Origin of the sequence: Paenibacillus mendelii, assembly GCF_024498075.1 — a bacterium.
In the GTDB taxonomy this organism is placed as follows: Bacteria; Bacillota; Bacilli; order Paenibacillales; family Paenibacillaceae; genus Paenibacillus_Z; species Paenibacillus_Z mendelii.
The window spans coordinates 1-13157 of record NZ_JANHOF010000029.1; the positions used below are offsets into that span (position 1 = coordinate 1).

The 13157-nt window shown below is 45.1% G+C and carries 14 protein-coding genes and 2 pseudogenes; 1 reads left to right on the forward strand and 15 read right to left on the reverse strand.

Features of this window, described 5'->3' with window-relative positions; genetic code table 11:
- Window positions 1-394: 394 nt before the first annotated feature.
- The 7 genes from NNL21_RS34565 to NNL21_RS34595 all read right to left on the reverse strand — a co-directional run bounded on the left by NNL21_RS34565 (window position 395) and on the right by NNL21_RS34595 (window position 5510).
- Window positions 395-631 (reverse strand): hypothetical protein, encoded by a 237-nt coding sequence (locus NNL21_RS34565; protein ID WP_204822076.1) that lies wholly within the window; start codon window positions 629-631, stop codon window positions 395-397.
- Between the two features lie 158 nt (window positions 632-789).
- The gene (locus NNL21_RS34570) at window positions 790-993 is read right to left on the reverse strand and encodes a hypothetical protein (protein ID WP_204822077.1); all 204 of its coding nucleotides are present in this window, start codon (window positions 991-993) and stop codon (window positions 790-792) included.
- A 113-nt stretch (window positions 994-1106) separates the two neighbouring features.
- A complete protein-coding gene (locus tag NNL21_RS34575; protein ID WP_204822078.1) occupies window positions 1107-1520 on the reverse strand; it encodes a hypothetical protein in 414 nt (137 codons plus the stop codon).
- Window positions 1521-1896: 376 nt separating this feature from the next.
- The gene (locus NNL21_RS34580) at window positions 1897-2283 is read right to left on the reverse strand and encodes a GNAT family N-acetyltransferase (RefSeq protein WP_204822079.1); all 387 of its coding nucleotides are present in this window, start codon (window positions 2281-2283) and stop codon (window positions 1897-1899) included.
- A gap of 924 nt (window positions 2284-3207) precedes the next feature.
- Window positions 3208-4410: an MFS transporter gene (locus NNL21_RS34585; protein WP_204822080.1), complete on the reverse strand. Its 1203-nt coding sequence runs from the start codon at window positions 4408-4410 to the stop codon at window positions 3208-3210.
- Between the two features lie 8 nt (window positions 4411-4418).
- A complete protein-coding gene (locus NNL21_RS34590; RefSeq protein WP_204822081.1) occupies window positions 4419-4769 on the reverse strand; it encodes a GNAT family N-acetyltransferase in 351 nt (116 codons plus the stop codon).
- Between the two features lie 51 nt (window positions 4770-4820).
- Entirely contained in the window at window positions 4821-5510 is a 690-nt protein-coding gene (locus NNL21_RS34595) for a FadR/GntR family transcriptional regulator (protein ID WP_204822082.1), read from the reverse strand.
- Between the two features lie 96 nt (window positions 5511-5606).
- Here NNL21_RS34595 and NNL21_RS34600 point away from each other — a divergent pair, with 96 nt between their 5' ends.
- Window positions 5607-5777 (forward strand): FAD-binding oxidoreductase, encoded by a 171-nt coding sequence (locus tag NNL21_RS34600; protein WP_204822083.1) that lies wholly within the window; start codon window positions 5607-5609, stop codon window positions 5775-5777.
- A 17-nt stretch (window positions 5778-5794) separates the two neighbouring features.
- Here NNL21_RS34600 and NNL21_RS34605 read toward each other — a convergent pair.
- From NNL21_RS34605 to NNL21_RS34640, 8 genes and pseudogenes are all read right to left on the reverse strand, one after another.
- Window positions 5795-6216: pseudogene (locus NNL21_RS34605) on the reverse strand (M15 family metallopeptidase).
- A 128-nt stretch (window positions 6217-6344) separates the two neighbouring features.
- Window positions 6345-7412 carry an undecaprenyldiphospho-muramoylpentapeptide beta-N-acetylglucosaminyltransferase gene (gene murG, locus NNL21_RS34610; protein ID WP_204822084.1) on the reverse strand — a complete coding sequence of 356 codons (1068 nt, stop codon included), beginning with the start codon at window positions 7410-7412 and terminating at the stop codon, window positions 6345-6347.
- A 436-nt stretch (window positions 7413-7848) separates the two neighbouring features.
- Window positions 7849-8457 (reverse strand): D-Ala-D-Ala dipeptidase VanX, encoded by a 609-nt coding sequence (gene vanX / locus NNL21_RS34615; protein WP_204822085.1) that lies wholly within the window; start codon window positions 8455-8457, stop codon window positions 7849-7851.
- Between the two features lie 5 nt (window positions 8458-8462).
- On the reverse strand, window positions 8463-9494 hold the full coding sequence (gene vanA, locus NNL21_RS34620; protein WP_204822086.1) for a D-alanine--(R)-lactate ligase: 1032 nt from the start codon (window positions 9492-9494) through the stop codon (window positions 8463-8465).
- On the reverse strand, window positions 9487-10455 hold the full coding sequence (vanH, locus tag NNL21_RS34625) for a D-lactate dehydrogenase VanH (protein WP_204822087.1): 969 nt from the start codon (window positions 10453-10455) through the stop codon (window positions 9487-9489). Before vanH ends, vanA begins: the two co-directional genes overlap by 8 nt.
- Entirely contained in the window at window positions 10455-11282 is an 828-nt protein-coding gene (vanW, locus tag NNL21_RS34630; protein WP_204822088.1) for a glycopeptide resistance accessory protein VanW, read from the reverse strand. Before vanW ends, vanH begins: the two co-directional genes overlap by 1 nt.
- 113 nt (window positions 11283-11395) lie before the next feature.
- Window positions 11396-12226, reverse strand: a pseudogene (locus tag NNL21_RS34635) (D-alanyl-D-alanine carboxypeptidase family protein); the annotation flags it as partial.
- A gap of 390 nt (window positions 12227-12616) precedes the next feature.
- Entirely contained in the window at window positions 12617-13150 is a 534-nt protein-coding gene (locus NNL21_RS34640; protein WP_204822090.1) for a VanZ family protein, read from the reverse strand.
- Between the last annotated feature and the right edge of the window lie 7 nt (window positions 13151-13157).

The window sequence follows — 13157 nt, forward strand, 5'->3', positions numbered from 1 at the left end:
CGAGGCGCTCCTTTTTTTACAAAGCTCATTTCTTAAGCTCTACAGGATTGTTTAGTTCAATAAACGTACTTGGAACCAAGCCCCCAGAATGTATAATTATAGGTGTTTGGATACTGTATAAGATGCTTAGAACGATTAATCCAATCTTTTAGTTTTTCCGATTGAGCTGAAATTTCTACCTTATCTAACAACATCGATAACTTGACTATTTCATCAATTTCTCCTGACCTAACGATGTCTCCTATGAAAACGTAGAGACTGCTGAGAAAAAATGAAATGTGTCTGCAGTTTTCGTCCTCGATATTTTGTGAGCATGTAAAAAGGATCCGCCGCGGCGGATCTTTCTGCTGTTTTATTGAGCTATCGTGTCCCGTTAGTTGAATGATTTTCTGAATTAATCACTGAAATTTTTAAACAGAGACTCCAACTCTTTAACATCGTAAAAGTTTCCATCGTTGATAAATTTTTCAACCTCTACTGTACAATCTTCCAAAAATTCTATCTCCCACCGTTGACCTGGAATAGCTACCTCAACCATGATAGCTTCATTTCGGACTTTGTTTAGTTTATAAAATATATTATTATCCTCTAATTTGTTCAGAAAAGTAATTAACTCTTTTAGACCAGCCACATCTTCACCCCACAGTAAGCATGTTACAAATTATATTATAAACCCTTGTGGCATTATCCTGCCAGTTAGCTTACTGCCGCGGCAAACTGCTCCTTGTTTCGTTCAACTATAGTGTCCCGTTAGCGTAGCGATTGGTTAGAAAAATATCTGATCCATTATCATTTTTCGAAAAAGGTTCTGACAACACGTACTATTATGGTAATACCGCATGCTGCAAAAATAATAAAACCTAAATATCGGAATATACTTTCAACATGATCTAAAACACCACTCCAAAAAAAGAAACTCGGTATAGGCATTAGCAGTAGAACGGTACCGACAACAAAGCCATAGAAAAATATCCGAGTGTTGTCTTTGCTCATTAATAAAGCCACCTTTCAAAACCTAGACTGCCGCTGCTGTTATTGAGCTATCGTTTCTCTTTAGCTCAATGATTTGGTCGAACTTATTAAGAGATTTTGCTGGTCTAAGCCCATTAATGAATCTTGACAACTTCATTTGAAAAATTCCTCACAATTATTTGATACTCAATTAAATATACATTACCGTCCATATTTCGCTCTAAATAATCCAATAGTCCCGTTTTCGTACATATTGAACACCACCTCTTCTGTCCATCATTAAATATAATGGAGATCTCGATATGTTCTAATGAATTCGCACTTGAATCCTTAACTACATCGTCAAACTTCCAGCTAACTATTACGGGGACACTAATCCCAGGACTTACGAAATAATACTTCTTAAACCACCTTGATCGGTTGTTATCACCCTTGATTTTAAACTGTTCTTTTACTTCATCCTCAGCTATCACTTCATATTCCTTGCCACGAGTCAAAGCTTCTAAATAAGGACCAACGTCATTACAAACTACAATTTTGCTAGACATTTTTTACACCCTCATCATTCTAGACCATTTATTAGTGCTCGAAAATAAGTATACATCAGTTGTCCCATGCTGCGTTAAACTGCCCGTTAGCATTCGTGAGAAAACTAAATCGTACTGAGGGAGTTTAATAAAAGGTCGTCTAATCATCTTTATTTGCCGATGTCGATGACTTCATATCGGTAATGTAACAATGTTCTTGTCATCAGTCGGGAATGTTATCAAGTTCTTGTCATTGTGTTTTGACAAGAACTTGATAACATAAATATAAAAAGCCGCATAATCAGCGGCTTCTAATGTTACAATGTTTTTGTCACCCGACATTTTACAATGTCGTGGATGACAAGAACACGTCCTTAAGCGTTTCTCTTGCGTCTCCTTATGCCGCGGCAAACTGCAAATCAACACGGTGTAACTTTAATGTCTCAAACGCATATTGCAATACGAGTTGTGTCATCTCTGTTCCAAGACCGCTACCCCATAAAGACGGGTCAAATATCCCCGTAGCATACCTTGCTCTGTGGTCAGTTTCATCCACCGTGAGACGAGCGAGACCAATGCAGCGCCCCTCAAATTCTACGGACCAACATAATTTACGCGAAATCATGTCTTGATAAAAAGCTTCTACGTCCTCCATAGTGAAGACTAAGCCCACTATACTAATCACAAGTACAATCCATGCCCAAGAAGAAGCATTTCCGCTCCCAAGCCCTAACAAAGTGCCTAGTAGTATTACTGAAAAAGCTACAATTACGATCTTTCCCATCTGTCTCCTCCTGAGCCTCTTGACCTATTGTTTTACTATAACAAACATATCCTAATTTCCACCACTAAACAACACTTAGCACAAAGACGGCTCTCTCGATGGTGTTTCTATTTGATTAACATCGTGGTTCTCATATATATGAACGATGATGTAATTGACGAGATTCATAATATAGCATTAAAGAACGTGAACGATTTGTACACATGATGCTGACCACTCTCAGGCTTCATGTTAGTTGGTGGACCAAGGCACATGATACAGCGATATCAAACCCTAAATTGACTCTTGCTGTAAATAATGATTCACGAAATTGCATGGTGACAAGTGCTGAAGGTTCAACCCATCCAATGCTATAAATAAAGCGGAAAACAAAGCTCTTATTAAGGAATAATCTATTAAACACCTTCAATTTATGATATACTTTGAGAAAGCCCTTTTTTAACTGTGGTGGTTTTGGAAGGGTCCGTTGAAACTGTCCTGCATTGGACAGTTTCTATTTGTTTACCGGCATATAGGGGTCCCGCCAACATTTTAACGAAAATATACGCTAAGCCCTCGGACGTGATCGACTTGGCGTTTTTTCTTACACTCTAAGCTGGTCCGAGTCGTACTACCCGGAGCATCGCTGTTTAATCTCCTTAACTTAATGAACGAAAAATATTTGTAGATCCCGCCGTCGGATGGCAAGAATTATTATCCGTGTATAACCAATGAGTCACTCAAAATTCCTCCATTAAAATAACACCAGGAAACCCCGGTGTTATTTTATCTTAATGTTTCAAAAGGATGCGACCTCTTTCAAGATTGGCAATACAATATGTCAAATCTAAGGTTGAACATATCACCCCAATGAACCAATTAGCTCATCGGTCCCTGGATCTTAGTCACGCAAACAATTACAATGCCTTACTGCTACTCATGCCTCTATTCTGCAATGAAACGTTTGCTAAATAAAGCATAAAGTGCACAGGCAACCACCATGATCCCAGCAAATATGAGTATACTCTCCACCCGCACAATATCCCCCAACGGACCAAACAAGACCATCCCTAACGGCAAGGCGCAGGAGTTTGAAACTTGTACAAGACTAAATATTCTGCCATGCATGGAAGACTCAACTTTTTCCTGCAATAATACTGTAATTGGCGCGTTGAAACAGGGCATTGTAATTCCAATTAAAAAGTTAAACAATAAATACATTACAAACACCGGAGCGACACCCAGCCCTACCATCAGCAAGCCATAGAAAGCGCACGCTAATATAGTGGTATGCATGCGGTTTCGGAAACCTCCCCAAGTTGCAATCACAATGCCTCCGGCTATTGCTCCAGCGCTAAAGGTCATCTCACTTGCTGTCAGCCTCCACACTTCCCCACCGAAGGAACGGCTCACCATGAGGGGCGTTAAAAAGGCAGCAGGACTTATCAAAATCATTACGATAAACAGAAAAAGGAGCAATCGTTTTAATAAGGTGTGATTTTTCAAATATACAAACCCTTGTTTAATGTCTAGCAAATTAGATTTGTGCCGACTAGTCATATTTGCATGAGAGGGTACGGCAATGGTCAGCATGATACTAATCCCGATGACTGCGGTAATAACATCAATAAAAAACGTCGCTTCCATTGTCGTTATGGAGAGAATCGCCCCGCTTGCCGCCGGTGAAAGAAACATCATCAAGGACGATATACTGCTGTTTACTCCATTTACTTTCATAAGCTTATCTTTTGGGACAATCTGGGGAATAACAGCATTATAAGCCGGGATTTGTATTCCGGTTCCTGCCGATCGAATAAGCAATAGAATAAAGAGCAGCCAGATAGATTGATAACCCGTTAAAAACAATACCGCCATGATAAGCGTCGCGGATGCAATCATCCCATCAGCCAGCATAATCATTTTTTTGCGATTGTAACGGTCGATCCATACGCCGGCAAACAGGGATATGACAATCTGCGGCAGAAAACCGCAGACAGTGGAAATCGTCATCATAACTCCTGATGTTGTCGTAAGGGTAATATGCCAAATAATCGCATATTGAACCAATGATGAACCGAATAATGATATTGTTTGTGCAGTCAGGAACAGGATAATTTTCCTTTTCCACTCGTTGTCGTTGTTACACATAAATCTATTTACACTCCTCGTTTTTTACGTAAATCATTAAAAGCGTGATTTATGAAGGCGTTACAGGCCTTAGTCATAATACCGTTACCTTCAAATTTGGCCCCTAACCAATAACCTATTTCAGTTCTTTTAGAATCCCAATCAATCCATAAATAACCTATTGATCCTACGATTTTCCCTTTATGCCAGATACCAGACCAGTATCCATTATCATTTGCAAATCTACTTAAAGACCGATGAATAAAGGCCTTTGTATCATCAACTGTATTTGTTTTATCAGGAAACTCAAGCCAATTTCTTAAAGAATCACGACTACCATCGATTAAATTTGTTTTAACCTTAAATTTTTTGTTTCTCATCAAGATTTTCGCTAAGAGCAGACGCACTGCAGCAAGTAGGCGTTTGTCCTATCATTTAACCGACTGCAGAGCGTTCTCGACTTGGGCGATATGCTTCACCATCGTCGAGACCGCCGTCTTCGGATCTCCGTCGCGGATCGCTTCGAACATCCTCTTGTGCTCCTCGAACAGCTTGCCGGCCGCACCCTTCCCGCTATAGAGCCAAAGTCTGCGGCTATCCTTAGCGGTGCGGTACATCGCCGCGGAAATGTGCGTCATGATCGTTTCCAGAATCGCGTTGCCGGATGCCTTAGCGACAGCGAGGTGAAAGTTCGTATCGTAGATCTGGCTGATCTCCTCGTTGCCAACGGCGCCCCGCATTTGTCCGATGATTTTGCCGAGCTCTTCGATGTCTTCGGCGGTGCGGTGTTTGGCGGCAAGCTCCGCCGCACCGACCTCAAGGATCTTGCGCACCTGAAGCAGCTGCGACAGCTCGGCGTTCGACGTTTCCAGCGATTCCAGCACCGCCTTCGGCTCTAGCCTGGGCCTCTTGACGTAGGTGCCGCCGCCTTGCCTCGATTCGACGAGACCGAGCGCCTTCAGATGGCTGAGCGCCTCGCGCACCGTCGACCGTCCGACGCGGTACTGCGCCGCCAATTGATCGATCGTATCGAGCTTCTCGTCCGGCTTGATCAGTCCCGCTTCGATGATGCGACGGAGCTCGTCCGCAATGATTTCGTAATTTTTCTTTTGTAAGTTCATGGCCAATCTCTCCGTCCCGCAGCTTGTATCGATAATTCTACTCTCTGACAGCCATTGTCGGTGACGCTCATTAGCTAAATACGCCGAATGAATTGAATGCGTACGTACGATGCGAATCCGATTTTCCAATCGATGCCGGACGCGATGCTGCTGCCGGGGACGACCCAAGAGGAGGCGGACATACTACGCGGCTCGGGTACGAATTTGGCGGGCGGCACCATACTAGTGCGCGGTGGCATTGTGCTGAACATGAACAAGCTTATTTAGAAAATCAGGAGTTTTCGCTATAAAACAGGGAAATCAAAATAGCTATTGGGGTATGGTTCGTTTCTTAGTACATAGTGCCACCATTCGAAGCTATATGCTTCAATCCCACTGATTTCCATGATGGGACGCAAAAGTCTGCGATTTTGCGCTTCGCTTGCAATCCCATTTGCCGCATGGTGTGAACGCTCATCCATAAAATCGAAGCTGCTTCCCATGGAAACAGGCGCACCCGTATCTAAGTGGTAAGCGTAAGATCAATAGCACTTCCGCGACTATGACTTGATTGTGACGCAATATATCCCTTTGCAAACATCTCGGTTCTCTCGATATTCAGATAGTATCTTTCTTTTGTAAGGTTGTCTTCCGGTTGTTCGGACCAATGCAGGAAGCAATCTACCGCACGTGTCCAGTAACAGTTAAATATGAACTCGTATAACATTGTTCTTCGAACTACATTAGGCGGTTCAAATGGTTTCCTATTGCTTAGTTGTCACGATCTATACTTCACGAAATAATCATCATAAACCCTGCGGCTTCACCGGATGTCTGTCACGGTTATGGTGTAATTTATGTACGATGACGATGGTCGATCAGCCGCAAGATGGCGTCGGTTCCGTTGAGACGAGTTGCGGACGCCATTCTTTGCCTCAGTTCCTCGCCACTCTTCATTGTCTCCAGCACTTCGCGCAAAAGCGACTCGGGCGTCAAATCTTCCTCGAACAAAACCCGCGCAAACCCTTGCTTGCGGAACGACTCCGCATTCAATAGCTGGTCGCCCCGGCTCGTCTGGAGCGTCAGAGGAATGAGCAGCATCGGTTTGCAAAGCGCCAGCAGCTCGAAGATCGACGTAGAGCCGGCGCGGGAAACGACCGCATCGCTGGCAGCGAACAAGTCGGGAAGCTGCTCATACACAAACTCGAACTGCTTGTAGCCGCGACGTCCTTCATGCTCCGCGCTGACGTTCCCTTTTCCGCAAATATGAATAATCTGGAACTTCCCTAGCAGCATGTCGAGCGATGCCCGCACTGCTTCGTTGATCTTCTGCGCGCCAAGACTGCCTCCGACAACGAGCAGGACCGGCTTCTGCTTATGGAAATCGCACAGCGATAACCCGTTCAATGCTTTCCCCCGCACGATTTGCTCGCGGATCGGCAAGCCGGTGCAAACCGCCTTATTCCTTCTTACGTGCCGCATCGTTTCCGGAAACGTCACGCACACGCGCGTTGCTAGCGGCATCGCAATTTTGTTGGCCAATCCGGGAGTATAATCGGACTCATGAATGATGACGGGGATGCGATTCAGCCAACTGCCGATAATGACAGGAACGGAGACGAAGCCGCCCTTAGAGAACACGATGTCGGGCTTCAGACGCCGCAGCAGCCGATACGATTGGCCGACGCCTTTCAGGACGTTCAGCGGGTCCTTGAAGTTTTTGACGTCAAAGTAACGGCGAAGCTTGCCAGAAGCGATCGGATGAAACGGTACTCCCGCATGTTCCACGATTTCTTTCTCAATGCCGTCTTTGGAGCCTATATAGGCGGTATCCCAGCCCGCAGCTTTGAGCCTGGCCATGAGCGCCAGATTCGGCGTCACATGGCCAGCCGAGCCTCCGCCGGTAAAGACGATTTTTTTCATAAAAAGTTCACCTCGAATATCGGGAAATGTTGAGCAATATGCCGACCGAGGCCCGGCGTCATCGAACGGGCCGGGAATTATGGGACTCCGTAATGATCCCGTAATTTCTCTTATGCAAATTCATGATAAGAGTCTTCGTCCCGTTGCGAATAAATCGATAATTCTACCCTCGCCGCTAAACCAAGTACGAGGCTTACAACAAACGCCTCTGCCCAATATGACATTGGTGTTCCAAAATATTGATGAGTTTTCCGCTGCCAAACACTCCCTCTACCATAGCAAGAGAAGTGAAGTTGAAGTCAATGAACGGCCATAACAAAGCTCTGACGTTGCCGAGATCATCGCCCATAGTGCGTGTGATTACACCAACCAGATAGCATTATATAGATTGCCCGTGCAACAGTTAATATCTTATTTAGAAAATCAGGAGTTTTCGCTATAAAACAGGGAAATCAAAATAGCTATTGGGGTATGGTTCGTTTCTTAATACATAGTGCCACCATTCGAAGCTATAGGGTTCAAACCCACTGTTTTCCATAATGGAACGCAAGCGTCTGCGATTTTGCGCTTCCATGCTTGTAACCCCTTTTGCTGCATGGTGTGAACGCTCATCCATAAAATCGAAGCTGCCTCCCATGGAAACAAGCGCCCCCGTATCCAAGTGGTAAAGCGTAAGATCAATAGCACTTCCGCGACTATGACTTGATTGTGACGCAATATATCCCTTTGCAAACATCTCGGTCCGCTCGATATTCGGATAGAATCTTTCTTTTGTGAGGTTGTCTTCCGGTTGTTCTGACCACCGCAGGAAGCAATCCACCGCACGTTTGGGCCGATACCCGTCCCATAACAGCAAACCGTACCCCAGATCCGCCGCTTGTTTTTGCGTCTCCAGCAGCGCAAGGGCTAAGGCATGTGTTCCCACGATGCGATTGACCTCGTATCCGTCTACCGGTTTCCCTGTGAAATTGTCCCATGTGGCATATTTGGCGTCCCAGCGAGCACCGTGCAATATTTCATCTAAAAAAACGAATCCCTTTTCCATGCGTATCACCCCTTTAACGCAAGTACGATCAGGCGGTCAATCAGTTCGGGAAGCGTTATGCCTGCAGCTGCCATCATCCGGGGATAACGGCTGTATGACGTGAACCCGGGCAACGTATTGACTTCGTTAAGCACGATGCGGCCGTTATCTTGTAAAAACATATCAATGCGGGAAAGACCTCTACAGCCGAGCGCCTTATAGATTTGTTTTGCCAACTCCCGTATCCGTCCTCGCTCCTCTGCCGACAGGTGTGCGGGAACGGTTATAACCGCGTTTTCGGAGCCTTTTTCCGGCTCGGTCTCCTGATGAATGCGAAAGAGACCGTGCGTTAGCCTAATTTGGTCCACCTCGCCGGCAATCAACTCGGAACGGTTGCCCATCACGGCACAACCGACCTCACAGCCGACAACAGCCTGCTCGATTAAGATTTTGCTATCATATTGACTGGCCTCTTCAATCGCGGCCTCCAATTCGTCAGCACCACCCACTTTTGTCACGCCAAAGGATGAACCTGAACGCGCCGGCTTAACAAAAACAGGATAGGTAAACGCATCTGTTGCTGCCCTGTCGTCTTCATGAATAACCCAAAATTCGGGAGTCGCGATGCCGGCGTTTTTCGCCATGATGTAGGCCATCGACTTGTCCATACAAATCGCGGAGCTTTGAATATCGCAGCCCACATAGGGGATACCGGACAATTCAAACAGACCTTGTATCGCTCCATCTTCACCCGACTTGCCGTGCAAAACCGGAAATGCGACATCAACATGGTGGATTTCATATGAATTGTTTTTTAGAACAAGCAATCCGTGCGTTTTTTTATCTGGAGAGAGCACGGCTGAATAACCATTGCCGTTTTCCCATTCCGGGCCAGGTTTTTCGCACATTTTCCAAACACCGAATTTCGTAATGCCGATGTATAACGGCTCGTATTTTTCGGTGTCCAGGTTAGCGGCGATCTCCATTGCGGATTTGACCGACACATCATGCTCTTCCGAGCAACCGCCAAACAGGATTGCAACTTTTACTTTATCCATGCGCTAGGCTCCTTTCAAAGTCCAAACAGTTTTTAATTGTATTTTCAACGGTATCACGCAACGCCTGTTCGGTATAATAAGCCGTATGCGGCGTAATGATCACGTTCGGCATCCTTTGAAGTTTCAGTAAAAATTGATTATCAATTGATTTTTGTGTGCAATCAAAGTAGAAAAGCCCTTCCTCTCCCTCCAATACATCTAATGCGGCCCCGCCTAGTTTTCCGTTTTCTAATGCTTTAATAAGCGCATCGGTATCTATAAGCGCTCCACGTCCTGTATTGATAATAAACGCGCCTTGCTTCATTCCCCTCATTTGTTCGTGACCGATGATATGATGCGTATCCGCACCCAGCGGCACATGAAGTGTAACAATATCGCTGTTTCGCAGTAACTCGTCAAGCGGAACATAGTCTGCCGTTATTTTCTGGCCGCGATCATAAGCCAGCACACGACATCCAAATGCCCGCAGCCGCTCAATAACCGCTTGGCCTATTTGACCGGTTCCCAGCACGCCGACTGTCATGTCGCGCAGTACCTTGCCGCGGACGCTATCCAGCCTGAAATCATGTTTTTCCACAGAGCGTACAATGGACTTCGCGTTGCGTATCGCCATAAGCATCAGCATTAGGGTAAAATCAGCAACGCTATCCGGCGAATACGTCACATTGCCGATAGCGATGCCCATTCTCTTAGCAGCAGTTGTATCTATATGATTGCAGCCGATGCTTCGGGTAGAGATATATTTCACTCCGCCTCTCTTCAGCGCAAGAAGAAGAGAGGCGGAAACCTCGGATTTGTGGCTCACACTGATACATTGATTGCAGGGGGCTGATATAGCATTGGTTTCTGATACGGCGTCGCTAATAATAGTAGGCATGACGCCAAAGCGAGGTGACAGTCTGCGGAACACGTCCGCCTCATCTTGCTCGCAACCATAAACGGTAATGCCAGTGTTGTTCATCAATTTTTCGCCCCCTTGATTTCTACGTCATCCAGCAGAGGGTAGCAGATTTTACATTTGTTGGTGTAAAGCAGCTTTTGCCCTGTTATTTCACTGGTGTCCGCGTTAATTTCCGCTCTCTCAACCTTGACGTATTCATAAATCTCGCCGCTTTCGCGGAAATACTCGGTGCTGCCGTTTGTGACTTTGTACAGCACTTGGGGTCGTTTGTCTACGAACACAGTTCCTATGATGTTTTCATCATCGAACGCCACTGAAATTTGATATGTGCAATCGGTATCGTTTCGCGCCTTTAAGTCAATCCATCCCTCGGAGATTGTTGCGTCCACTCCTTTGATCTCGTCACTGTTTGGTTCGGGAAACTCCTTGACATTGTGGCCGCTCCGCTCGGTGACCATCAGCGGCGTGTGCAGGAACATCCAAAATAGCAGATTGCTCATTTGACACATACCGCCACCAGACATGGTGGTGAGTTTTCCATTTACCACTGTAAGACCGTCTTTATAGGAAATATGCTTATCCGCATGGCGAACAAGCCGCCAAAAGGAAAAGGTTTCACCCGGTCTTATCAAAAGACCGTTCAGTGTCTTTGCCGCCAGCTTCAGGTTAAACACTTTATTTTCCTGATACATCATATCGAAGCCGGTATTGCTATTGTATAATGCGCAGCCCGCTTCAAAGATCTTGTAAGGAAGCTGCGACTCGTCAATGGTTCCCGCATAGCGAAGGCCATCAAGCCGCATACCGGCATAAAAACACATCTTCCGTTGCATTACCCTGACCGGTAGCAGGAATGGGAATAATTGCGTTAGTCTTTTTCTTCTCATGGTTACACCAGTCTTTCCATTTCATTAAAAGTCACCATTCAACGCCTCCTCAGTCCGCTGGGAGCAGCAGAAGGGGTAGCATTGTTTTCTTGGGGCAGGGATATTGTCGGGTCTATTGCACTAAAAACAGTTAGGCAGTCCGAAAATCTGATACCCGCAGAGGAACCCATGACAACACAAATATATGTTTGTCCATTTATGTCAGCCGCTGAAACAAGGCAGGAACCAGCATCCCCGGTAGTGCCGGTTTTAAGTCCGATAGCCTTGGAATAATAGTATTGGCTATCAGGGTTTATCAACTCGTTAGTATTGCGATAAGTAACTTCCCGCCCATTCATCCATGTATCATATATCTTGTAACTGCCCATAATTTCAGACAGAGCATTATTGCCTAAACACACTTTTGCTATCTGCGCGAGTTCAAAAGCGGTTGTGTACTGCCCGTCCGCATCGTAGCCGTCAGGGGCTATAAAATTGGAAGAAGTTGCTCCAACTTTTTTTGCTTTTTGATTCATCGCATCGACAAACACTTTAACAGCCTGCTGCGCTCCAAGGCCATCTTCACCGGCTATCCTTTTCCCCGCATTAACAGCAAGTGTGTACGCAGCGTCATTGCCGGAGGGAAGCAACAAAGCGACTAAAAGTTGTCTGACCGTCAGCGTATCCCCATTACTAAGCCATGCTCTGGAAGAATCAGAGGCAATCAGGTCTATCTCCGAGCCAACTGTAATCGTATCATCAAGGGAGCAATAATCTAAGGCTGTTAAAGCTGTAAGCATTTTGGCTGTGCTTGCCGGAGCGATATGCTTATCGCTGTTTTTCTGATAGAGAACAGAATTGGTATCAACATTTAGTACATAGGCGTTTGTTGCCATAATATCTACCGAAATGTTTTCAATGTCCTCTGAATAAGCGGAATTTACATTTTTTTGCTGTGAATTAGTATTTGCCTCAGAAGTCTGCTCAAAAGACTGCTCATCGTCCTCTGTGTGGGTGGAACCTGCATCTCCTTGTAGCGAATTAGCAGGCAGTTCTGTGTTCGTCGGCGAAATGGCTGCTGCCGACGAGGGCGGCGTGGTCGTGCTGCTGTTGCAAGCAGCGAGGGAAAGCACGAGAAAAAGCGCTAAAACGAGTGCGATTAGCTTTTTCATTTTCACTATAGTAGTCCTCATATGGCATAAAACAGGTATTTGCGTGTTGTCATGCTGATATTATTGCAAAGCAATCTGTATTTTCCCTGTAGCCAACCTGTAGTTTGTCTGTAGCGGAGAGAAATAAAAAAGACCGGCAGGAATAACCCTGTCGGTCAAAGTGAAAAGGTATGATCGCTAACATCAGGGATGCAGACGCTTCATGACAAAATGGCTGAGGTAAAACAGATGGGCGAAACGTGCTACTACGCAAACTGTTACTACCAAAGCAAGTATATTTACAATCCTAAAAGTCCTGTTTTTGAAAATTCTGAACAATAAAGCATAAATGCCAATGCCGATTACCCCTCCAAGCGTGTTGCCGAGTACATCAGTAATATCACTTCTTCCAATCGCAAAAATGAATTGTATGACTTCAAACACTAAAGTTAAGCTGATAATTGGAAGGACTTTTTTCATGAAAGGCCATTCGTTTTTTAGCATACAGATATAGATGCCGAGCGGCATAAAAAGAAGTATATTATCAATAATTTCACGCAAGATTAAAACTCCGTTTTCATCGAAAGACCCCTGAAATGGAATCAGGTTAATTACTCGTATTCCGTCTGATAATTTTTCGGAATAAAACGGCAGTTTAAAGAGGATAATTCCTACTTGCAGCAGTATATATACTACGAACAACGCGATTGTAAGTGTGTTTCGCTTTTCTGGTTTCATTATTTAT